Origin of the sequence: Bradyrhizobium sp. LjRoot220, assembly GCF_964252915.1 — a bacterium.
Lineage (GTDB): Bacteria > Pseudomonadota > Alphaproteobacteria > Rhizobiales > Xanthobacteraceae > Bradyrhizobium.
This window is the reverse complement of record NZ_CAXUPS020000009.1, coordinates 109,773-132,980: the sequence shown is the minus strand read 5'-3', so window position 1 is coordinate 132,980 and position 23,208 is coordinate 109,773. Positions and strand designations below refer to the sequence as shown.

General features: G+C 57.5%; 16 protein-coding genes. 9 read left to right on the top strand and 7 right to left on the bottom strand.

What is annotated here, in order from left to right; all coding sequences use genetic code 11:
- Nucleotides 1-103: 103 nt before the first annotated feature.
- The 3 genes from ACSQ84_RS29615 to ACSQ84_RS29605 form a co-directional block, all read right to left on the bottom strand.
- Nucleotides 104-553 (bottom strand): hypothetical protein, encoded by a 450-nt coding sequence (locus ACSQ84_RS29615; protein WP_436215268.1) that lies wholly within the window; start codon nt 551-553, stop codon nt 104-106.
- 28 nt (nt 554-581) lie between these two features.
- The gene (locus ACSQ84_RS29610; RefSeq protein ID WP_436215267.1) at nt 582-3,275 is read right to left on the bottom strand and encodes an AMP-binding protein; all 2,694 of its coding nucleotides are present in this window, start codon (nt 3,273-3,275) and stop codon (nt 582-584) included.
- A 1,043-nt stretch (nt 3,276-4,318) separates the two neighbouring features.
- The gene (locus ACSQ84_RS29605) at nt 4,319-4,999 is read right to left on the bottom strand and encodes a LuxR C-terminal-related transcriptional regulator (RefSeq protein WP_436215266.1); all 681 of its coding nucleotides are present in this window, start codon (nt 4,997-4,999) and stop codon (nt 4,319-4,321) included.
- Between the two features lie 670 nt (nt 5,000-5,669).
- Here ACSQ84_RS29605 and ACSQ84_RS29600 point away from each other — a divergent pair.
- A complete protein-coding gene (locus ACSQ84_RS29600) occupies nt 5,670-6,569 on the top strand; it encodes a LuxR C-terminal-related transcriptional regulator (RefSeq protein WP_436215265.1) in 900 nt (299 codons plus the stop codon).
- Between the two features lie 215 nt (nt 6,570-6,784).
- Here the strand turns inward: ACSQ84_RS29600 and ACSQ84_RS29595 are convergent, their stop codons facing one another.
- From ACSQ84_RS29595 to ACSQ84_RS29585, 3 genes are all read right to left on the bottom strand, one after another.
- Nucleotides 6,785-6,994: a hypothetical protein gene (locus tag ACSQ84_RS29595; RefSeq protein WP_436215264.1), complete on the bottom strand. Its 210-nt coding sequence runs from the start codon at nt 6,992-6,994 to the stop codon at nt 6,785-6,787.
- 112 nt (nt 6,995-7,106) lie between these two features.
- Nucleotides 7,107-8,225 (bottom strand): UDP-glucose 4-epimerase GalE, encoded by a 1,119-nt coding sequence (gene galE / locus ACSQ84_RS29590; protein WP_436215400.1) that lies wholly within the window; start codon nt 8,223-8,225, stop codon nt 7,107-7,109.
- Nucleotides 8,226-8,416: 191 nt separating this feature from the next.
- Complete coding sequence (locus tag ACSQ84_RS29585; protein ID WP_436215263.1) at nt 8,417-9,793, bottom strand: polysaccharide biosynthesis/export family protein; 1,377 nt, start codon at nt 9,791-9,793, stop codon at nt 8,417-8,419.
- A gap of 351 nt (nt 9,794-10,144) precedes the next feature.
- Between ACSQ84_RS29585 and ACSQ84_RS29580 the strand changes: the two genes are divergently transcribed.
- The 6 genes from ACSQ84_RS29580 to ACSQ84_RS29555 all read left to right on the top strand — a co-directional run bounded on the left by ACSQ84_RS29580 (nt 10,145) and on the right by ACSQ84_RS29555 (nt 18,494).
- Nucleotides 10,145-11,641: an undecaprenyl-phosphate glucose phosphotransferase gene (locus ACSQ84_RS29580; RefSeq protein WP_436215262.1), complete on the top strand. Its 1,497-nt coding sequence runs from the start codon at nt 10,145-10,147 to the stop codon at nt 11,639-11,641.
- A gap of 145 nt (nt 11,642-11,786) precedes the next feature.
- Nucleotides 11,787-12,968: a GumC family protein gene (locus tag ACSQ84_RS29575; protein ID WP_436215261.1), complete on the top strand. Its 1,182-nt coding sequence runs from the start codon at nt 11,787-11,789 to the stop codon at nt 12,966-12,968.
- Between the two features lie 328 nt (nt 12,969-13,296).
- Complete coding sequence (locus tag ACSQ84_RS29570; protein WP_436215260.1) at nt 13,297-14,685, top strand: oligosaccharide flippase family protein; 1,389 nt, start codon at nt 13,297-13,299, stop codon at nt 14,683-14,685.
- A gap of 191 nt (nt 14,686-14,876) precedes the next feature.
- Nucleotides 14,877-16,025 carry a glycosyltransferase family 4 protein gene (locus tag ACSQ84_RS29565; RefSeq protein ID WP_436215259.1) on the top strand — a complete coding sequence of 383 codons (1,149 nt, stop codon included), beginning with the start codon at nt 14,877-14,879 and terminating at the stop codon, nt 16,023-16,025.
- A 360-nt stretch (nt 16,026-16,385) separates the two neighbouring features.
- A complete protein-coding gene (locus ACSQ84_RS29560) occupies nt 16,386-17,372 on the top strand; it encodes a polysaccharide deacetylase family protein (RefSeq protein ID WP_436215258.1) in 987 nt (328 codons plus the stop codon).
- Nucleotides 17,373-17,498: 126 nt separating this feature from the next.
- Nucleotides 17,499-18,494, top strand: a complete 996-nt coding sequence (locus ACSQ84_RS29555; RefSeq protein ID WP_436215257.1) for a hypothetical protein — start codon at nt 17,499-17,501, stop codon at nt 18,492-18,494.
- Between the two features lie 163 nt (nt 18,495-18,657).
- Here the strand turns inward: ACSQ84_RS29555 and ACSQ84_RS29550 are convergent, their stop codons facing one another.
- Complete coding sequence (locus ACSQ84_RS29550) at nt 18,658-19,788, bottom strand: hypothetical protein (RefSeq protein WP_436215256.1); 1,131 nt, start codon at nt 19,786-19,788, stop codon at nt 18,658-18,660.
- A 205-nt stretch (nt 19,789-19,993) separates the two neighbouring features.
- Between ACSQ84_RS29550 and ACSQ84_RS29545 the strand changes: the two genes are divergently transcribed.
- Together ACSQ84_RS29545 and ACSQ84_RS29540 are read left to right on the top strand one after the other, a co-directional pair.
- The gene (locus ACSQ84_RS29545; RefSeq protein ID WP_436215255.1) at nt 19,994-21,997 is read left to right on the top strand and encodes an alginate lyase family protein; all 2,004 of its coding nucleotides are present in this window, start codon (nt 19,994-19,996) and stop codon (nt 21,995-21,997) included.
- Between the two features lie 366 nt (nt 21,998-22,363).
- Nucleotides 22,364-23,059 (top strand): class I SAM-dependent methyltransferase, encoded by a 696-nt coding sequence (locus tag ACSQ84_RS29540; RefSeq protein ID WP_436215254.1) that lies wholly within the window; start codon nt 22,364-22,366, stop codon nt 23,057-23,059.
- Nucleotides 23,060-23,208: the final 149 nt, after the last annotated feature.

Sequence of the window (23,208 nt, the reverse complement as noted above, 5' to 3'; positions counted from 1 at the left end):
GCTGCGCGCGCCTTGCCAACAAGACGGGAACAATTGTTGGAGGGAGCGTCTACGTTAATAGCATCAGCGTCCTGTTTGATGGTAATCGAACGCCGACCACAATTCATTGCGAATACGTTGAAGTAATGCCACCAGCCCTGGACACAACGCGAGACAGCCTGGCGAAGCGGCACTGAAAGCGAGAATTTCGCCGCGGGACACCATCATCGGTTAGCCGAAGGATTGTCTCGGCTTCGATGATTCTGTCTGATCCTTCCTCCACCCGCTTGGCAAAGGTCTCGCGACACTCCGCGACTCCTCGGATCGCACGGTTGCGACGAACTTCCAGCGTCATCAGCATCCGGTCGAGCACTTCCAATTCGGCCGCCAGGCTTTTGATCGCTTCGGCTTCGATGGCGGTTTCATCGAGATGAAAGCGACCGAGGATCTCCGCCACTTCCTCCTTGGCCTTCGGATCAGTGAACCAGGCCAAAGCTAAGTCCTGCGAGTCTTCATACGGAGTTGGTTCGCCCGGTTCGTTCCACAGCTGCACCAGCAGGTTCTGGAAGGCCATGAGGGCCTTTTCACGAATGCCGGCTCCCTCAATGGCGGCCGGTAGCCCGGTCGAAAGCCAGTCGGCCGGACGGCGACGTATGCGATTCAATGGCGGAGGGCGCGCCGTCAACCAGAACGTCAATTCTTTGCCGCAGATGATCAACCAGCTGTTCAGCGCCGATCGTCAGGCAGCCATGATGTCCCCAAGGCACCTCGACCACGTCGAGTTGAGAACTGAGATGCCGCCACGCCCGGCCGTCGTGTTCGGCCGCGTAAAACGTCACAGGGACCTCGAGCGGTGCCGGAAGATATTGCGCCATCGCGGCTGAATAAGCGCGCCACAACGCCGGCGGAATCTCGAGTTCGACGGTCGTAATCGGCGCGCTCGTCGACGCCTTGGAGCGACGCTCCAGCTCCGCCATTTTTTCATACGCCCAGCGCAAAGGGTTAGACGGAAGCAGGGGCTTCATCAGCCGGATGATCGCCCGCGGCACCGGACGGGCACTGACGGTCGGCGGGTCGATCATCGCAACCATATCAACCTTGTGGCCGGCTGCCATCAGCAGGCGGGCTGTTTCAAACGCCACCATGGCGCCGTTGCATTTGCCAGCCAGGAGGAAAGGACCGCTGCTCTGCCTCTCCAGAATAAGCGGCAGGCGGTCGGCGGCCATCGCCTCGATCGACGGCGGAATCCGCTCCCCACGAAGACCATGAGGATCGATCGAAATGATCGGGCAATCGGGCCCGAAAAGCTCTGCCATCCGCCGCACACCCAAGTGGCCGCTGACGAGGTCACCGTTGAAAAAGAACAGCGGAGGCCGATCACCAATGGCGCCGAACTGGAAGAACGGCGTCGCCGGGGTGCCTGTCTGCATGGCGATTTTGGGGGCAAGTTGGCGGATCGTTTCTGCCCCGTACAGAATCGTTTCCGGTACGGGCTGGCCGATGAGCCGCTCGATTTCGATGAGCATTTCCATCGCCAGCAGGGAGTCACCACCGCTGGCGAAAAAGTCATCGTCGACCGTCACAGCCTCGGACTTGAGCAGCCTCCGCCACAGCTTCAGCAATTCAGCTTCCAGATCCAATGGCCCTTTGTTCACAGCAGGCGCGGGCATCGCCCCCTGATCACCCAACAGCCGGTCGAGCGACTCGCGCAGCCGTCGCCGCTGAACCTTTCCCGTCGCCCCCTTTGGCAGTTGGTCGAGGATCAGAATGCGCCGCGGAATCTTGAACGAGGCCAACGCGCGTTGCAGGAACTGGCGAAGCTCCGCAGGTGTCGTCTGCGCGCCGGGATGGGGAACGATGGCGGCTGCGACGTCCTCGCCAAGTCGTGGATGGGGGATTGCGAAAGCTGCGGCCTCGGCTATGGCGGGATGGCGTAGCAGCGCGGATTCGACCTCGGCAGGGGCGATCTTCTCACCGCCGCGGTTGATCAGTTCGCTCAGGCGCCCGTGCAACGACAGAAAGCCGTCTTGGTCGAGGCTGCCGATATCGCCCGTGCGAAACCAACCTTCTTTGAAAGCAGCTTGATTGAGTTCCGGCGCATCGACATAGCCAGACATCACGGTGGGGCCACGAACCCAGACCTCGCCCCGCTCGCCAGCTGGTAAGGGATGTCCATCCTCACCAACAATGGCCACGGTATCAGGCCAAGGTTGCCCGCAAGTCCCTGGCCTGTTTGGACCAGGCGGCGGCAGGTTGCTCGCGATTTGCGCGGCTTCGCTGGAACCATAATGTTCCAGCACCGGCACGCCCAAAATGAGCTGCAGGCCGATCTGCACCTCCTTCAGGAGTGGCGCGCCGCCCGATACAACGAACCGCAGAGTGTGCGCCGCCTGCGCATCTTCAAGGCTTATTGCCTTGTCGAGCACGGCATTGTGGAGCGTGGGACCCGCCGAGTACCAGGTCGGCCGCAGGACATCGAGCCATTCATCGAGCGCCACGATGGCACTGTTCGCCGGGATGGCAATGCTGCCGCCCGTCAGCAGCGGTGTGAAGACCGTTACTTTGAGCCCATGGGAATAGTAGGGGGACGACACGCTCAGGCAGCGGTCCTCAGGTGTGAGGCCGAACCAGGCCTGAAGCCGTGCGGCCGCCGCCAGCATATTGCCATGACTGAACGGAATGAGCTTTGGCTGCGCGGTCGTGCCCGACGTCTGCAGGATGAAGGCAGGCGAGCCCGGATCAGGCTCAGCGTCGATCGCGGGGGAGTTGGAGACCTGCACGGCGATATCTAGTCCAAGCTGACCGTGTCCGATCGGAGCGGCTTCGATCACGACGAGCCCTCTCCGCTCAGCGGCCTGATGCGCTTCAAAGGCCCTGCCTTGCGGCACGAGGAGAGCGTTCAGGCGCAGCATGTCGAGACGTTGATCGAATTCCGCTTCGGACAGTCGCGGATCAAGAGGAACCGCGATGCTGCAGCAGGCTACGGCCACGATGGCGAGAACCGCCTCCGCGCCGTTCGGCATCAGTACCCCGATCCGGGCCTTGCAATCGAACCCAGCCAAACGCAGCTTCCGGCGGATGCCGTCCAACTGGCGCTGAAGAGCGTGGTACGTCAGCGGCGCAAACTTGGTGGAGATGATCGCATGCTGGTGTGGGAACCGGCTGGCAGTCCGACCGATGACTTGGCCCAGCGTGCACTCGCGGGCGCACGAGGCGATTCCCCCGCCAGCAAATTCCCCTCGCCGCTTCGAATCGTAATGAACTACGTCCGGCGCAACCGGCATTAGACCGTCCATTTGGCTCCTCCTTGGCGCTATCACCTTAGCGGGAGAAAGTAGCAAACGGCGACGGGCTACAGGACGTACCCCCTAATTTCTAAGCACAGGTTTGATATGTTCGGCGTCGTCGTCCAGACACACGCCTCAACGCCGGTCATGCCACTTGTCAATCCGGCCGCGCTCTACATTCTCCGGCAGGCTTAGGCCGATGCCTGGACAGCGACGCCACTGCCAGATACCGAAGCGTCCGCTATGGCGCCGTGCCCAAGGCGATCCAAATCGCAACAGCTATGCACCAGACAATGCCCGCTTATGGCAGAGCAATACGCATTTTGCCTCCGCTCGAAAACACACGAAAGCAACGGGTGAACAATATCTGAATAACGGTTCGTTCGCCCTGATTGAGGCCTTCGATGACCGTGCGCCGGCGCACACAGCCCGCGTTGATCAAGACGTGCACGAATCGAACCTAGACTGTCGCCAGACGACGCGCCAAGTCTACCACCCAATGGGGGCACCCTTAAAACCCGCTTCTGCGCCAAGGAAATGCTCCGGTTGAGCCGCATCAAGCCGAATATCGTTATGTGTATGAATAGCTCTGCACTGCGTCGATTGCAGCCTGGATTGTCCAATGAAGTCCAATCTATCGGTTGGCGTTCGCGTTCGAATGAGCGCTCTTGGCGCGTCACGCTGCGCGCGCCTTGCCAACAAGACGGGCACGATTGTTGGAGGGAGCGTCTGCGTTAATAGCGTCAGCGTCTTGTTCGATGGAAATAAATCGCCGACCACAATTCATCGCGAATACGTTGAAGTCGTGCCGCCAGCCCTGGACACAGGACGAGACCACCTGGCTAAGCGGCACTGAAAGCGAGAATTTCGCCTCACCCGATTGGGTTAGAGCGCGCCACCAATACCGATGAGGCTATCGTCTCATGCGAAATGGCCGGCCGTGCTGACGGTATGTGTAATCCAGCATCGACGTCGCCGATAACTTGGTACTTCCAGGCTACCTTTATTGATTGACCGGCACGGATTTTCGCTCAGCCTGTTCCCAACTTGCATCAATCGGAAGAGATGGGCTGCGCGGGCTTGTCTTCAGGGGCTCCCGCGCGATCGCTCTGCGAAATCGCGAGCGCCGCAAGCACCGTCCGGTTACTGACTTCGAGCTTCTGAAAAATGTGATGAAGATGCACCTTGATGGTGCCGTCGGTAATACTCAGCCGCCGGCCAATTTCCTTGTTCGACAATCCTTCCGACACCAGGCGCATGATCTGGCGCTCGCGGTCCGTCAACGTTGTCAGCGCACTCTCGGCGACCGCGCTTTGCTCCCGAGCTATCGTTTGCTCAGGCGAAAACAGCGGCAACAACCGCTGACCTGGCGCAACCTCGCGCAAGGACTGCAGCAGAGCTTCGGGCGCCGCATCCTTCCTCATGACGCTGTAGCCGTCGGCCGCAGCTGCCATAACCAGTTCGCAGTCTTCATCAGATGCGGTGAAAAAGACCAGTCGCGTGGAAAGATTCTCGGAATTGATGATGGAGAGAATTTCCGAATTGGTCACGCCAGGTATTGAAACGCCGAGAATTGCGATGTCCGGCCCGAACTTCCGCAGCGCCTCGATGCAACTCGCACCATCACTGCAACTCGCAACAATATTGAAGTCGCTGTGTGCGCCAAGCAGGTGGCTCAACCCCTGCAGAACGATTGGATACCGGTCTGCGATCACTACGCTTGTACAACGCATCGGGCCTTCCTCAGCCTGTCCCCCAATAAGTTAAACCCCACTCGCCCCCGCTTGTTTCCTTGCTAGCCTAAACGAGTTCGAAACAAATTTCCAACAAAGCACCGCTTTTGTTGCCGCAACGCAAAACGAGGTTAATCCGCGTCCTGAATCTGTCAGCCTGTCTACGTCGTCAAAAGATGTAACTCCTTCGAAGTGCTTCCGTAGTATTACGGACTGGTTTCGAGTGTCAGATTACTTCGGTTTCGCTTTCCATCATTTGAAGCTCTCTCCCGCCAGCGCATCCGCGCCTGGCCACCCATCAGCAGCGTAGAAATTTTACAACGCTAGACCAGCGCCCCGCGATCAACTCGCTCGGAGAATGCGGAGGAAAAGGTCGTTCGCCACTATGAACGACATCCATCTGGCCGCGCGAGTACTATAACCAAAGGTATATAGGGATACGCGAAATTCGATTCTAACATTCGTAAAAGCTTTATTAATGCCGAACCCTCGAAAACTGCCAAGTTAATTTCCTGCGAACGAAAGAAAACAAGCATCACAGATACGAGGCCCTTCAATTCCACCAACGAGAACCCTGTGAAGGAAGGAGCGAAAACGACTGAAGAAGACGACCGACTGAAGAACAAGCCAATCATAGATCAAAACAATTGCGTCTGGCTGGGAGAGTAAAATGCAGAGGCAGAAATCTTTTTCAACGGTTCTTGTTGGACGGAGCATCTTAATCCGGGAAGGAATTGCTAGAGTCCTACGCGCAGCAAATTGTCGCACATCCGCCTCGGTATCGTGCGCCGATGATCTGCCGTCCGGCAAGCTCCAGCCGAACCAATTGCTGTTTCTCATTGTCCACACCGGCGACGATTTCAGCGTCGCCCTAGAACAAATCGAACTCTTGCGGGAGAGGTATCCGGGAGGCCGCTTTGCAATCGTGGCCGATCATTATCGGCTAGATGAACTGGTTTCGGCATTTCGGGCGGGCGCCAACGGTTTCTTCGTCGACGTCATGACGTGCGACGTATTCATCAAATCCGTAGAGTTGGTGATGATGGGTGAAACATTTTTTCCGCCGGAATTCCTGTCGTTGTTTCTCGATTCCAAAGGCAACCATGTGCTTGAGGCGGCGCCGAGCAACGAAAACGGCGAGGCAATCCTCGTTGCACCCGAGGACACGATCGCGCCGCAGCTTTCCCCTCGGGAGAAGTCGATCCTGCGCGGCCTGATCGAAGGCGAGTCCAACAAATGCATAGCCCGAAAAATCGATATCGCCGAGGCGACCGTGAAGGTCCACGTCAAGGCAATCCTGCGCAAGATCCGGGTCCAGAACCGGACACAAGCGGCGATCTGGGGGATGAACAACCGGGCAAGCAGCAACTCTCAGCCCTCAATCTCAAATGCGGGTGAGCGACATTCGACTCCGATCGCTGCCATCTCCGAAATCAAGCAAATCGGGGGGCCGGCGCCAGTTGACGTGGTTAACCACGAGGCAAGCCATGCCGACGTAGCGCGTTTCGATCGAATGATCCCCAAGGACGTCAACCCAAGGACGCTTTGGCGCAGCACGCGGAGGGTTTGAAAGTCGGTACCGCCGCGGTTAGCAGCGCGCTCGCGCGAGTCACTGGCCCCGGCAAGGAATCCGGACGAATGGTTGCTGTGCCAGCGCGCCAGGGTTGCCGCACGCCTCCTCTGAATTGGGGGCTTGCCCGGATGGGGCGTCGCGCCCGGGCAAGGAAGCCAGCTTCGCCACCCCTCAGGAGCACGGGATGCTAGTGGCGCGTGATTGCGCTGGTCCTAGTGCGCGAGGGCGCCTCGCCGCCGCTTGGATCGATCCGGCGGATTCTCAAACTTGAACTGCGCGACCTGCCGCCAAAGCTGCACCTCGTAGCCGTTCCCCAGCTGCTTGGCGCGCTCTTTCGCTGCATCGTCGTCAGTACAGTCAAAGTTGACCACGCCCACCAACCGGCCATGTTCGTCCGAAACGTAGACACGATAGTGCGGCATCGTTTGTCCTTAGCGTCGCCGTTTTACCTGCAAGTCACGTTGTGAGGCCTGGAGATTTCGGGTCTTAACGGACTACCTCTGATAGGCTGCCGCAACCCGTCCTCAGGCCCGCTCATGTGGTCGGACAATTCGGTGCTTGCTCAACACCCCTGGAGCGGACGCTCGGCTGCGACGGCCGGCGACGGCCGGCATGCCTGGACCGCCGCTCCTGGACCTCAAGCTGGATACCACGATAACCGTTGGGGTTCTGCAATTGCCAACGCCAATGGTCCGCGCACATTTGCTCCAACGATCGCGCCGATTTCCAACCCAACTCCTCTTTCGCGAACGTCGGGTCGGCATAACAGATGGCGACATCACCTGCCCGGCGTTCCCCGATCTCATAGCGAACCGACCTGCCGCTCACCGCCTCAAATGTTCGAATGACTTCCAGAACGCTGCTGCCGTTGCCAGTTCCAAGATTGACCGTGAGCACTCCGGGCCGTTTCAGGTGGCCCAGGACACTCAGGTGACCGGATGCAAGATCGACGACATGGATGAAGTCGCGGATACCGGTGCCATCCGGAGTGTCATAGTCGTTTCCCCAAACCAGCAGCTTTTCTCGTTCTCCAATCGCCACTCGCGCCACAAACGGCAACAAGTTGCTCGGGACGCCCAGCGGGTCTTCTCCGATGAGTCCGCTTTCGTGAGCGCCAACCGGATTGAAGTAGCGCAGGATACCAATCCGCCAATCGTCGTCGGACCTGTAGAGATCCCTCAGCATTTCCTCGATAAAGAACTTCGTACGGCCGTACGGATTTGTCGGTCCGAGCGGGTGCTTCTCGTCGAGCGGCAGATAGCTGGGTACGCCGTAAACAGTTGCGGAGGAACTGAAGACGAGCGACTTCACGTTCGCCCTCTTCATCGCCGACACGAGTCGCATCGTTCCCAAGACGTTGTTCTCGTAATACGTCATGGGCCGAATGTGGGAATCGCCCACGGCTTTCAGCCCCGCAAGGTGAATAACCGCAGTCACCCCGCACGTACGTAGTATTTCGTACATTGCCTCCTCATTCCGGATGTCAGCGTGCCGGAAGATAAGCGACCGCCCGCAGATGGATTGCACCCGTTGGAGAGAGGCTTTGTTGCTGTTGGCGAGATTGTCGACTGCGACGACGTCGAGCCCGGCGTCCAGCAAGGCGACACAGACATGGGACCCGATGTAGCCAGCGCCGCCAGTCAACAAGATCATTTTGGCCACTTTCCGCATTCGTTCAACCGGCTTCCGTGCTATGAATGCTTGGGCGCCGGCTTCGCTCTCCAGGCTCGGACTCGCGATCACGGATCTGCGAGAAAACTTCGGCAGCCGCGCCAAGGCGTGTCGCGGCGCAGGCGAATGCCGTAAGGGCGAAGCCCGCCACACTTCCGTCGCGGCAGCCCCCGTCACCTCCTCCCGACGCGCAGCGAATCGTTCCCAGTCGTCTCGATCCGGCCTATCCCTGACGGGATACTTGAACTGCTTAGGCTTCGGGGAGAAGCGTCAGGACGGTCATGGTATCGCAAGGTGACCTCGACTGCGTCACCCGGCTGCAACTCGGTATCTTCGCCTGTCACAATCCGTTCCTGGCCCGCGTCGCCTTTTCTAATGATGGCGATCTCCGTTTTGTTACCGCTTCCACGTGCGAGTTGTGATCGCACCATCGAAGTGTACTGAAGCTTCTCGCCAACGCTCTGCAGCTTCTCGCGAATCTGGTTGAGCTTTACGCTGGTGTCTTGCAGCTCACGGAGCAGATCGAGCCTCCGCTGATCGTCAAGCCTTGCCAGCTTTCTGGTGAGCTCCTCCTGCTGCTTCTTGGCCTGCAGCAGTTGCGCAGTGGTCTGCAACTTCCGGGTTGACGACAGCAACACCGCGCGACGGGCATCCGTAACACGAGGGCTGGTCAGAGAACCCCTGCCGAAGAGATCGGATGCTTTCTGCAGTTCTTCGAGGTCTGAGTGAAGTCCCTCTTCCTCTTTCTTCTGCTGCTCCGAGAGCACGCGGATCTCGTCGTCTCCCCGTCGCACGCCACCCTGAAGAAATGCCGTTTCCTGTTGAAAGTCACTCTGCTTCGTTTTCAGGTATTCCGTTTCTGCATTGACGATTTCCGAAATCGCCGATCGAGCGATGGGCACGTCCGTCAGAATGCCTGGATTGAGCTGCGTCGCCTGTCCGAGCTCATTCTTGACGCGCCACATCCGCGCCTGTTCTTTGGCAAGATCTGTCCAAAGCGATCCGTATTCGCTCCTCAAATCCGCCGACTCGAGATACGGATTATTCATTCTGATACGCATGATGTCGTAGCCGCCTGCCACCGCGACGAGCTGGCGTGCCGTGATGGACGGACGATAAGGGTACTCGCCCGGCTTCGACACGTCCCCATTTACGTATAACGGCCTGTATTCCGCCACCATCGTTGTGACGTGATCCGCGTCTATCACGATGACGGCTTCGCGCTGTCGAAACACCTTGCTCGCCAGTGCGGCACTAATCTTGTCTCGGACCTGCGGCAAGGGCAGGCCGGTTACGGGAAGCATTCCGACCAGTGGCAACGAAATATTGCCGTCCATTTGGACGGCAGCACGATGCCGCAGCTCCGGCACGCCCGCCACCGAGACCTCCAGCACGTCTCCGATGCTTACCCGATACTCGGCCTTTGCCTGGGGAGCGAAAATCGTCAGGCCAACGGCCACCAGGCCCCATTTGATGCTGCTGATGCTGCGGCCCAGGTTGCTGCCGAAGACATCGATATGGAAATCATTGCGCAGTCCAGAGTTCGGCATGGTAGCAATTCCCTGCATGGACGTAGTCTATGGGTGAAGTTCTTCAAATCTCTCGATGGAAGGCAGCGTGCCTGCATCGCTATCGCCCGAGCGACGGTCCAAAGAGGCGCTCCGCAAGACTTCCGTTCTTGCTCCCCTCATTGGCGCTGGGCCGCTCAGTGCCTCTCCTTCGCTGTCCGATTGATCCGTGCTGAACATTGCGAGCGGATTACGTTCCGACAATTCTAGTCCCGCGTTGCCGCAGCTCAATCGACCATCGTGGTTACCCCTCCGTACCCATTTATTGCAAGTTCGAGCCGGCGACTCCGATGGTACTGGTTTGGCCACGAAGTGACTGGGTGGCAGAGTGCAATGAGTTATGCCTCCTTTACCAATTTGCCGGCCTCTACCGAGTTGCCGGCACGTTCGGTCGGCGTCGGCAGGGCAATCCCGGCACGCGTCGGCAGGAACCGATTGGCTGTCCTGTTGGTGTTGGCCGCAGCTACCGAATTCCTGCTCGTAACCGTCGCGGCCTATTCCGCAGCCGTCCTCTACCATCGGTTAGTCCTGCTGAGCCCGCCGGACGCTGCCAAGTACATTCAGGAATCTCTTCTGATTTCCGCATTGCAGTTGCTCTTTTCCATAGGGCTCCGGCAATATTCGCGGATCCAGACGCAGCCCCGGCACGTCTTCCTGTGGAGCGGCGCCAGCGGGGTCTTCTTCGTGTTCACCTTCCTCATCTCGACGCTATTCGTTCTGAAGGTCTCAGAAGGCTACTCCCGCGCCACCGTCATAGCCCAAGCTGTGGGTGTCCTTCTCACGGTCCTTGGCACACGGGCGGTATGGTTCTCATTACTGCGCCGCGCCATTGCAACGGGGCTGATCGACGCCAGGCGCATCATTCTTATTGGAGACCAGGGGCACTGCCTGAAGTTTTCCGTTCGGGCAATGGATACCGGAATTCGGACCATCCACTCGTTTGATTTTCCGACGCTACGCAGCGACGCCTCGAGATCGGCGCTCCCCAGCGCGGTCCAAGTGCTACCTGATGCACGCCAGCTTGTCGCAAGCTGCCGGCCCCTCCGCGCAGATGACATTGTCATATTGCCTTCGGAAGCGGATGTTCCGTCTGCTCTCGCGCTCGCCGGCGCCTTGTCAGACCTCCCAGTTGACGTTCACGTCCTCCCTGTTGGATCCATCGATCTCATGGCCGTGTCGCGGGTCACTCAGTTCGGCGACATGGTGACGATGCGGATCTTCCAGTGTCCCCTCGCTCCCTTCAACCGGGCAATAAAGCGTGCATTCGACGTCGCTGCTGCAATCGCCGGGCTTATTATGCTTAGCCCCCTCTTCGTCATCGTTGCGATCGCGATCAAGCTCGATGCGCCAGGACCGGTGTTCTTTCGCCAGACACGGCACGGCTACAACAACGAGCCCATTCGCGTGCTCAAATTCAGATCAATGACCGTGATGGAGGATGGTGACAATTTCAGCCCTGTCACCAGACACGATCCACGGGTAACTCGTCTGGGACGGCTCTTGCGCCAAACCAATGTCGACGAGCTTCCGCAGTTGTTCAATGTCCTGGCCGGTGACATGTCGCTCGTCGGGCCCCGCCCACACGCGACCGCGCAAAACGAGGTGTTCGTTGAGCTGATCTCGTCATTTTCCCGGCGCCACAACGTCAAGCCTGGCATTACCGGCTGGGCTCAGGTCAATGGATACCGTGGCGAGACTGATACCCTCGATAAGATGCAGCGTCGTGTGGAGCACGATCTCTACTACATCGACAACTGGTCACTCCTTCTCGATCTCAAAATCGTACTCATGACCTTCTTTTCCAGAAAGGTGTATTGGAACGCCTACTAAAGCGACTCCGGCTGCCGCATCTTCCGCCAGCTGACCTTTTATTTGGTAATTCGCACAGCGCACCAGGCTTGGGTATCCGTGGTGTCCCATTTGCGCCCGTTGCGCGGAACCGCGGTAGTACAACTAGCAGGGCTGGGACGTGAAAATGCAGCAGACTTTTAGAACTGATAGCTCCGCAAATCAGGATACTACGCCGCCTGAGTCTCGCTCGCCAATCGAGCCCCTGCTAGACGGGGTTGCCTTCATACGGCGGCACCTCTCGATTATGTTGCTGACGTGTTTTGTAACGGTTAGTGTGGCTCTACTCTACCTCGCTGTTGCAGTACCGACGTTTACCGCCACCGCGAAACTCGTCGTGGATGCGAAAGCGACTCCAGGAGACACCGCATCCGCGTCAACGATGGTGGAAGGTCAGATCGCAGTTATAAAGTCTGAAGGTCTCGCTCGCACCGTGATACGGAAGCTCGGCTTAACAGAGGATCCGGAGTTTACCAGAGGCGGCCTGCGCAGCACGATCAGGTCGAAATTCCGGCTGCTCGGCTTGATTAAGCCAGACACGGAATCCAGCGTGATGCAACGCGTTCTCGAATCGTTCGATCGCAAGCTTTCGGCCAAGCGCGTCGGCACTACGTACATTGTCGAGATTGCCTTCGACTCCGTCGACCCTGAGCGCGCGGCACAAATCCTGAACACCGTTGCGGAGATGCATATTGCGGCGCAAATGGATGCAAGAATCAAATCGTCTTTGCGAAGTGAGAAATGGGTCAAGGATCAGATAAAGGAATTAAGCAGCCAAGCGTCAGCCGCCCAAAACGCTCTGGCGAATTACCGTAAGAACAAGAGCGCAGAGCCTGTCGATCCAGGAACACCCCCACCGCAATTGACGTCGAAAATGCAAGGTGACCTCCCCGAACTCGAAGCCGCCGTGGAATCCACCGCAAAGGCTTATGATAATTTTCTTCGTGTGCTGCGTTACATGGAGGCGCAACAGCAATCCACACCGACGTTACAAGTGTATCTGCTGATCGAAGCGGCCCCTCCAATGAACGCCAGTTCGCCGAAATCGGCAATCGTGCTTGGAATATCGATCATGGGGGGCGTGCTTCTTGGTGTTGCCATCGGAATGCTGCGCGATCTGTCAGATCGAGGCTTCCTCACCCGGGGGGGCGGCACCACGCCAGTGGTGGTCCTTCAGCAAGGTGACGCGGCGCCGGGCAAACAGAACTATACACCCGCGGCCCTGTCGACGCTTCGACGCCAGAATCCGAGGGAGGAGCCCGGAGGGGTAGCGGAGCACGGCGGGGTCAGGCGCGGCCTGGACGCGTGATCGAGTCGAGAGGATGACGACGTCACGGCCGGGCTCGGGCACAGCGGTGGTTCAAGGTGGCGACGCTTCAGCCGGCCTCCCTTCGGCACGAACCGGAAGGGGTAATCCAAAAGGGTCGCGGCTCGATCCGGCAGCACGAATATACTCAATGGGGCGTCCTCGATATAACAAACTCATTGTTGATTTTTTATCGTCGGCGCCAGCCGTAGTTGTTCACAGCGGCATATCTCCTGGACTCCTACTCCTCATCGTCGAGTGGAGCCGACAAGGGTGACGCGGTAGAGCACGCCCTCGGCGCAGCACGAAGCGTATATAGCAAGAAGCGTACATGGCAGTTTGCTTTGTGCAGTTGTTTAATGAAGTGAATCGAGGGCCTTGGATGCTTGGATCCCTCTTTGGGAAGTCTGTACTTGCCTTCGCTTATCGTTGCTCTGGCGCAGTAGTCACGTTCGCCTTTGGCGTATGTTTTGCCAGAATGATGAGCATCGAGGAGTATGGCGTTCTCGTATCGCTGATGACCTTCGGATTGATCGCCTCGACGATTGGCCTCGTCGGTCAGCAACTTCTTGTGCTGCGGGAAATACCAAGTCTCGCGGCCCGGAAAGACTATCCGGCGATCGGCTCGATCGTCTCAAGGCGGGTTCGTGTGACATGCGTGGGCAGTATTGCAGCGACCATGATCGCGGTCCTGATATTCGTCGTCGCGCACGGCCGGGGAGGAATATTTGGACGCTGGGAGTATTCCACGAGCCTGCTTCTGATACTGCCATTGGCCTTGATCGAGATGCAGAGTTCTGTCGGTCGCGCGCTCGGCTCCGTCTATCTCGCCCTCGTGCCGAAGGACGTGTTGTGGCGATTGTTCATCATACTGGTGGGCGGAGCTCTCTTCGCAACGTATGGCCATCTACTGAAAGCGGCAGATGTTTTTGTGATCGCAACCGGCGTCCTGATCCTGCTGATCGCCATTCCGGAAGTTTACCTACGACATCTCGCCGACGGCCATAATAGACTGTTCACCACGGCGGCGAGGCGATCGAAGGAGAGCATTGCCGACACCCTCTCCACTTCAGCACCGTTCTGGGTGACCAGCGCAGCCCTCGTCCTGTTCGTTGCAATCGACATTGTCGTCGTCTCGGTTATGGTTGGTCCAGAATCCGCCGGATATTACTACGCCGCCAATCGGATCGCGCTCCTTCTCGATTTTTTCCTGGCGACCTTCTGCGTTCCCGCTGCACCGCTCATGGCGAGCCTGTTCGACGAGGGCCGTCGCGCGGAGATCACACGTGTTATGTCGAGTGCGACACTGGGCGCCTTTCTCGCAGTTCTTGTATGCGTCGTGGCATTGGCCCTGGTCGGCGACACCGTGTTGATGGCGTTCGGAGAAAGTTTTGTCCGCGCTCACGGCGTCCTGATGGTCCTGTCGGTCGGCATGCTGGTATCAACATACTTCGGCGTCGGCAGTATCGCGCTGAACATGACCGGTCACCAGCGCGCCGCTATGTACATCATGGTCGTCACTTCCGCGCTGGGGTTCATGGCCATGATCGGCGCGACCTGGAAGTTCGGGATTTGGGGAACAGCGGTCGTTGTCGCCATCGCGTGGGTGGCGAACAGGGCATCGATGGCGGCCTACATCTATGCGAAGGAAGGGATCGATCTCACCGCCACCACGGCGCTGCTCGGTGTCTTGAAACGCACCAAACGGGTGCCCGCATGAAGGTGGACCAGGGCGCTTCGATCACGAGATTTCAGGAAGCCGGCTTTCGATGAGCCGGTGCGGCCTCTCACCGCTAGTGCATGGATTACGGGCACGTGCCTTACCGCCCGTGCATTGCGCGGCTTCGGGGATAGGGCCTGGCGAGTGGGCCACCTGGAGAACGATAGCTGACCGAGGTCTTGCAGAGACAGATGTTTAACAAATTTCATAAGCAATCGGCGTCGCGGCTCAACGTCGTGGTGGTCACCCCCCTCGGTGAAGGAGGGAAAGGTGGCATCGATCGCATGATGGATTCCATCCGATATGAATTTCGCGAGCACCCGCGTGCCGAGGTCGATCTTCGGTTTGTGGCCAGCCGCGGAGCGAACATATATCTGTCGCCCATCGTGCTAGCCTGGGCGCTTCTTAGAATAATCTACCTGCAAGCGTCGCAAGGGATCGATGTTATTCACATCAATCTTTCTGCGAATATGAGCGCATACCGGAAGTTTATCGTTGCAGCAGTCGCGTCAGCGTTGCGCATTCCCTACGTCGTCCATCTACATTCAGGTGAATTCGGTCACTTCTGGGAATCGTGCAATGGATTTCCGCGCCGTCGGATAGAAATTCTGTTTTCCAAAGCCAAGTTCGTCATAGTTCTCGGTCGGGTATGGTCAGATTTGATCGTTACAAATTTGCCGGAACTGGCGGACCGCATAATCATCATGCCCAATTCGACCAGGAAGCGGCGACATGACTTTCACGCCGATGGCCCGGTCAAAATCCTGTTTCTCGGCCGCCTTGGCCCAGCCAAGGGAATTGGCGAGCTCCTCGATTCGTTCGAGATGATTCGGCATCGCAATGACTGGCAAGCAACGCTTGCCGGTGATGGAGCAGTGACAGAGACCCGTATTTTGGTCGAACGCCTTGGGCTTGCCGAACGCGTGAGCGTACCTGGATGGCTCGATGACCGCGGTGTAACGGCTAAACTGCAGGAGGCTGATATTCTTGTTCTGCCTTCCTGGGTCGAGAACCTACCAATGTGCGTGGTGGAAGCTTTCGCTCATGGACTGGCCGTTGTGTGCACTCCAGTCGGTGCCTTGCCAGAGATTGTGGAGCACGAAAGGACAGGCCTCTTGGTACCTGTGAAGAACGCCCCGGCCCTGGCGCAAGCGTTGGGGCGGCTTCTAACTGATCCCGCGCTTCGTGCCCGGCTCGGGATTCAAGCGCGCGCCCAGCATGCCATCCAATTTGAGATCGGCGCCTACGTCGATAAACTCGTAGGCGTGTGGCAGGGAGCTTCACGGGCGGAAAGGCGCCGAGCCGACCGTTCAAGCTCGATGACCGCCGGCGCCCGGTGATCGCCAGCACGATTATTGGGTTTGACCCTCATGCACCCTGGCGCCGGTTCCGATTGATGAGATCGTATCGGGGCAGGTCGTGCCGAATAGACAGGCGCGCTTCTCATAGCGTTAACCGGCGAGTTGACGCGGCCGCATTGTATGCGGGTCCCGACCACCTTTCAGGAGTACCCACAATTGGTAGCTACTCAGCTACCGGTGAACTCGTCGATGTGTTTTTATTCTCAACGCTATTACCTACACTGGCTCAATGAGGTCGGCACCTCCGGGACGACCGTAACAGCAGAAGAGGTAACGGGTGGATTCGAGCCCGAGCAACTGTCATCGGCACGGGGCGTCAGCACCCGCTGAGTGGTCCTAATGAACCAGATTCTGAAAAACTGTCTGTATTACGGCGCCAGTCGAATTGGAGAACTGCCTTTCTTGCGCGCACGCCTCGCGGCCAGAGCCGCTATCATTCTATTTCATGAGATACAGCGAGATTGCCAGTCGGAGTTGATGACCGGAATGTCAGTTTCGCTTTTCGAGTATTCACTCAATTGGCTGCAGCGAGAGGGATGGTCAATCGTCAGCCTGGACGAGTGTCTTGAGAAACTGGCAAGGAACGATCAATCGCGCCGTTATGCTGTTCTGACTTTCGACGACGGCTACCGCGACAATGTCTCGGTGGCGCTTCCAATCCTCGAGCGCCATAACGCGCCGTTCATGATGTACGTTCCCACTGGCGCCCCAACGCGAACCATGCAGTCTTGGTGGCTCGCTTTGCGAAAATTGTTCCTCTCGAGCGACAAGGTTACAATCGACGCATTGGGCCGGCAATTCCAATGTTCTGATGTTCGAAGCAAGACATCGGCATTGGCCGAGGTGAGCCAATGGGTTCACCAGGATTACCGGCGCAGCGCAATGCTCGCGCCGACGTTTATTGAGAATGGGATTTCGCTAGCGGCATTGAATGACGAATATTTCCTGGACGAACGCGAGCTTGGCATGCTTGCGCGTCATCCACTCGCGTCAATCGGCGGCCATGCGACCTCACATGCAGCGCTTGCCACCCTGGACGAGCCTTCAGCGCGGGCAGAATTGGCCGATAACCGTGGCTATCTTGAAAATCTGCTTCAACTACCGATTCGGCACCTTGCATATCCGTATGGCGGCCCCGCGGCGTGCGGCCCTCGTGAAGAGCATCTGGCGAACGAGGTTGGCTTTCAAACTGCGGTAACAACGCGACAAGGGCGGTTGTACGATCACAAGGTGAGTCAATTTGCACTCCCCAGAATCGGATTTGGCAGTCGTTTAGGCTTCACGGCTCGAATGAGTGGTACCATCGAGGCGGTGCAGACGCCATGACCCTGCCCTCACCGTCTTCATCCAGTTTGACGTTCGACAAGTATGAAGCGCGGCTGGACGAGCAGATCATCGGGACTGGTGATCGAAATTTTCGGATTCGCAGAGGCGTACACTAGCAGGTTCAGGATGCCCGTTGAAATTGCTCTCAGCATGAACAAGTTTGATGGATCAGGATTACTCTCACGGACAGTCAGTTCGCTAAAACTTGGCTTAATCGCCCGCATCTGTCTGGGCTTGAGTCCTCTCTTTCTTGTCCTTGGACCGGCCTCACCAACCGACGCCCCCCGGCTTCTTTTCAAGTCGGGCTTCGAGGGGAGCCTGCTGTTGGGTGAACCTTATGATTGTGAAACATCATGTTGGCAGGACATCAAGGGTTCTGATTCAGCGACCGGCTATAGCTGGCCACCCGAAATTTGGCAGGGCGGCGCAAAGCTTCAACTGCTCGCCGACACGCCCGTTACGCCAGACACGGTCAGCACGTATGTCTTCAATGAACTCCAAAGAGCCGCGGGGCCTCACGGTCGGCCAACCTCGGTTCTGTATAGTGAGATACGGAAGCACGGCGGCAGGTCAACACAAACCCCGTTTCTTCTCACGCCCTCCACCACCGCTTTGCAAGGCGACCTCTACGTCAGCCAATGGATCAAACTTCAGCCTGACCTTCTGGAGCGGCTTGGGCCAAACAGCTGGTGGGTGCTCTTCGAATGGAAGACCAATGCACAGCAGAGGCTGATTACTTATATCTACACCGACAGTTTGAACAAGCCTTACTGGTATCTGAAAACGGACGATCATTCGGGTGGTGTGGCCAAGGAGTTCTGGAAAGTTGCGAACCGCACCGCTCCGGTGCCGATCGGGGAATGGTTCAAGTTCGAAATTTTCTGGCACCGGAGTTCTCAACGCGATGGTCGAGCGTGGCAAGCCATCAATGGACAGATAGTGTTCGATCACTTCGGACCATTGCTTGGCGGAAACGATCCCATAGACCGGATTATGCTAACGCAAGTCTATGCTGGTGGATCTCTGCCGTTGTATCAGTGGGTCGACGACATCGAAATATGGGATGGATTTCCCTGCGGAGACGGCGTGCCCTGTGGGACCAAGGGGGCTGTTCCCCAATGACGGATGCATGGTGAAATGTGGCGGCGGACCAAAGCGCATCGTCGCAGCCGCAAGGCCGACGGTGTTCAAGCTGAGGGTCGCCGCATCAAGGACTTCACGATGACTCAGCGGTACAAATCGATTGCGGAGCTCATCGCATGTCGCATCAACGACAGCATCGAGCTCATCCACGTGCCGGAAAGCAACGCTGCCTGATCACCTCATCATCCATGATCCCGGATAGCTCCTTCTGTCCTTTCCCGGCCATGAAAAGCACGAACAACAGATTGGACTGATGGAATATCACACCGTTCGTGACAAAAAGCACGAGGAACAACGCAATGCAGGCCATCCTGTATTCAGGATCCAAGCGCGATAGGATCACGTACCATGCATAGAGGACGGCTGCTGTGCCGGCGAGTCCGTAACAAACCATCAAATTGAGAAGGTCGTTATGCGCAGACAACGGGAAGGATCCGTATAGCCAGATCGCACCACGCCCGAACAGCAACTCCAGCAACGATGACTTTTCCAGCATTTGACCGTAGTAGAGCCAAATTTCGTCGCGCCCGCTCGTCAAGTTCGTGGTGTCCTGCTCGAAGGAATTCCGATCTCGATAGAGAATTCGCTGGAGGAAGGCGTCCATCAGTTCGGAGTTCGACAGAAGGAAAGCGATACAGGCGCCCGAAACGACGAGCGTCACCAGAAACGCTCTCAGGTTGAACGAGCTGTATTTCTTGATCAAGAATGCCAGAAGGAAACCCAGGAGGGCGGATCGGACGTTAAAAGCGGTTAGCAGGATCAATGTAACGATCGGAAGCCCGATCCACTGATTGATAATCAAAATTGAAAACTTGGCTATCGTCTGGGCGACGACATGGAAAGGTTGCTCATTGAGGCTGGTCAACAGATCTGCGTCGAGCCCGCCCGCGCGCAGAAAGAAAATGAGCAATAGTCCGCACAACACGGGTGTGCCATATACCAAAGCACGCCTGCGTAGCACGACAAACATTGACGGCTTGCAGCGCGACAGGAACAGCAGGAATATGATCGGCAACAGGACTGTTACGGAAAAATAGAGTTGTGGGGTCGCTGCGGCAGGTATCCAGAGCAGGTTGACGATCACCAGCCAGAAGACGGCAAGGCAAATAGCCATGTCCCCGCGAGTGCTCCCCGATAGAGCAATCCTTATGGCCGTCAGCCCTACCGCTACAACGACATAAAGAGCCACCACCACTGTTCCCTTATCCTCGGGACTAAGGATATCGGTAGCGCACCTAAACATAAGGAAGAAGAACAGCGCGTTCACAAACATCCGCGAGCGCTCCCTAGGGGGTCGCAACTTTCAAGTTTCCTGGTTATCTTTGAATCTGCCACAACCTCCCGAGGGGACCGATACGCCATGAAGGGCTACCAACATTGTGCCGCTCCGCTAGCCCGAAGAGATCGCGGGGTGTCAGATCCACGTATTTCAAGGCGAAACGCTATCGGCTATAGTAGCTGCACAAGTGGATGGGTCGGTGGTCGCAGCAGTCGGCATGAAAAGCATCAACGATCTGAAACTGCTGTCGAGACCCGTTCTGGACCGGTTAGCCTGGTACCATGCCCGCCTTGCAGCAATGGCCCCGGCCGAGATTGCTCACCGGCTCGTTGAGGCTGCCGCCAAGCAGGCTTCGCGTCAGCGTAGTCGCGGCTGGGAGGCAGTTGAGCCAGTTGGTTCGTTGGCGATGATGCCTGGCGTCGCCTCCCGGATTCATGCCGCTTCGCTGGATATTTCTTCGCTCATCGCACGCGAAGCCGACTGCGTCCGCACAGGTTGCTTTCATCTCCTCGGCGCCCGATGGCCAGAGCCGCCTGTCATGCCGGCTGCCCCCGGATTTTGGCGCATTGATCCGGACGATGGCGAACCATTTCCCCAATGGGACGCCTTCACCTTTGACATCTCTTTCCGACATGGCATCGGCACGCGAGAGATAAAACGCATCTGGGAGCTCAATCGGCTGCAATTCTTAGTCCCGCTTGCCGCCGATGCAGTGCTGAAAAATGATCGGCAGCCTGCCCTCTTGGCTACTGGCCTGATCAGATCATGGATGGCGGGCAATCCACCTTTTCGTGGTCCAGCCTGGAATTCCGGAATCGAGCTGGCGCTTCGCACCATTTCCGTTGCACTTGCGCTTTCCATCATAGGGATAGAACGCCTTGACGCCGCCACGCGCAGTGCGGCGCTTCGTTTCTTCTTTGCACATGTCGACTGGATCAGGCGATTTCCATCGCTGCATTCTTCCGCGAATAATCACCGGATTGCCGAACTTGCAGGACTGATCGTCGGTTCGACGATGGCTCCCGGGTTTCCCGGTGCTGTCACATTGCGCGAGAATAGTTGGCGCGCGCTGCTCGTCGAGATCGATCAGCAAGTTCATCCGGACGGCGTGGGTGCCGAACAATCTCCCGGTTATACTGCATTCTCGATCGAGTTATTCCTCGTTGCGGCCACTGCACTTGGATACGAACGCAACTTGCCGGCGGCTACCAAGGACCGGCTCTCGGCTTGGGCTGAGCACTCTCTTTGGCTGATGGACGCCGACGCAAGAGTACCTGCGATCGGCGATTTCGACGATTGCCGTGCAATCGCGACAACGCAAGCGCCTGAGCCAAGGTATGTCGCGTCCCTTGTCGCGGTGGTTTCGGGTTGCGTAGGCCGCCCGGGTCTCGCTCCACCGGCCAAGGATCCGGGTATTCGCGATGCAGTTCTGGGATCCGCCGCGGCATCACCAACACAACCGGCTGGAACACGTTCATTTACGAGCGGGGGTTACTCGGTAATCCGAAGCAGCCATAAGGCACCTATAGTTCTGACGTTGGATCATGGGCCAGTCGGCTACTTGTCGATCGCCGCTCATGGCCACGCCGACACCCTCGCCATCTGGCTCTCTGCAGGCAACCAGCCTGTCATCGTTGATGCTGGAACATACCTGTATCATTCGAGCAGGGATCTACGGGATCTGTTCAGGCATACCTCAGTTCATAACACTTTGACTCTTGACGGCACCGGATCAAGTCGCCCTTCAGGTCCCTTCAATTGGGCGACTAAGGCCAACGCGCGGCTGGTTTCGTCCGAAGGCGCCCCGGTTTCGCGTATTGTCGCCGAGCATGATGGCTACCTTGCACAATACGGTCTTGTACACCGGCGAACTGTGCAGTTTGACGGCGCTTCTCGCTTCACGATCATTGATGAACTTATCGGAGCCTCTGCCGGCAAGAACGTTACTGTATCTTTCCTGCTCGACCCATGCTGCCGATCAACGGTCGATACGGATCGCACCGAGGTCCTGATTGCCAACAAGGACGGTGACGTCGCACGGATCGCTAGCATCGGTCCACTAAGAGCCAGGATTGTACGCGGCGATGAAGCAACAGGCCTTGGCTGGCTGTCGCCGTCCTTTGGCGTGCGCCTCCCTACGGATCAGATACTTTTTGAAGGGCTTCTAAACGGTCCCTCGACGATCACGATTGGCGTCGTGTAGAAGCCTCAACAGTACTGCCTTCGAGCGTGGCGGATTGGTGCATACTCTAGTGGCCTCGCGCCGAGTACCCGGCCAGGAGGCCGTGTCCTCATATTATTGCCGTACGATAACCAACCGATTTAGGCCCACGCCGCCACGTCTGGAAACACGACTCGCATCGGACGGGTTGCCACGAAGGGGTAATCAGAAAGGGTTTTAGCCGGCCCGCGATTTACGGAATAGAGTTGCATACCAGTATTCAGGTGATCCTTTTGCCTTCCCGGAACCCGTGCGCGTCGAATGGGATGCTTCACGAAACGTTCCGCTGGTGGCCAGAGCCGACCCCTGATCGCGTGAAGGGGTTTGTTCAGCATGTCCGGACTCGCCATGGCGGAACACGATATAGATCCAGTCTACCGTGCACGGGAGGCTAACAAGAGCTTAGCTCTTGTCGATATCATAAAAGACAAAATCCGCACGCCAATAGATGACATACTCGTTGTCGGTTGCGGATCAGGGCGTGAAGCGGGTCTCCTCGCACGAGGACTTAAGTCCAAGACGGTGGGAATCGATATCGGAGGTGAGTTCTCGTTCGATCATGCTGGATCCGCGCCGGCAAAACTATTTGAAATGGACGCCAGAGAGCTCCAGTTCCCCGATGGTGCTTATGATTTTGTTTTCTCATTCCATGCTCTAGAGCATATTCCTCATCCGGAAAAGGCACTCGCAGAGATGGCTCGTGTTCTGCGATCAGGTGGAACTTATCTAATCGGCACTCCAAACAAGCATCGGCTGATCGGCTACGTGGGCTCAGCAACCTCGATGAAAGATAAGATCCTGTGGAACTTCGCTGATTTCAAGAAACGCTTGAAAGGCGAGTGGAGCAATGAAGCCGGCGCTCATGCAGGTTTCACGCAACAAGAGCTCTTCGATCTGTGTTCTGCGGCGTTTGGCGGCAATCCTATCTCTGTCTCTGGTCAATACTATTCGAAGCTTTACGGAAGACTTGCAACGGGGCTGAGCATGACTGGAATGCATTCAGTCCTTTTCCCATGTGTCTACGTTATGGGGAAGAAGGCCTGAGACTCCGGCAGAAATCCGCTGTAGTTACCATAGCGGGTGATACGGCGGAGCGAAAGGCGGCTCATAGGCGCCAAATTCCGACCCAGTCATTCAGGTCCCATGCCAGGTGCGTAGCGCCGACGCGAGCCAGCGTCGAAAACAACTCGGTT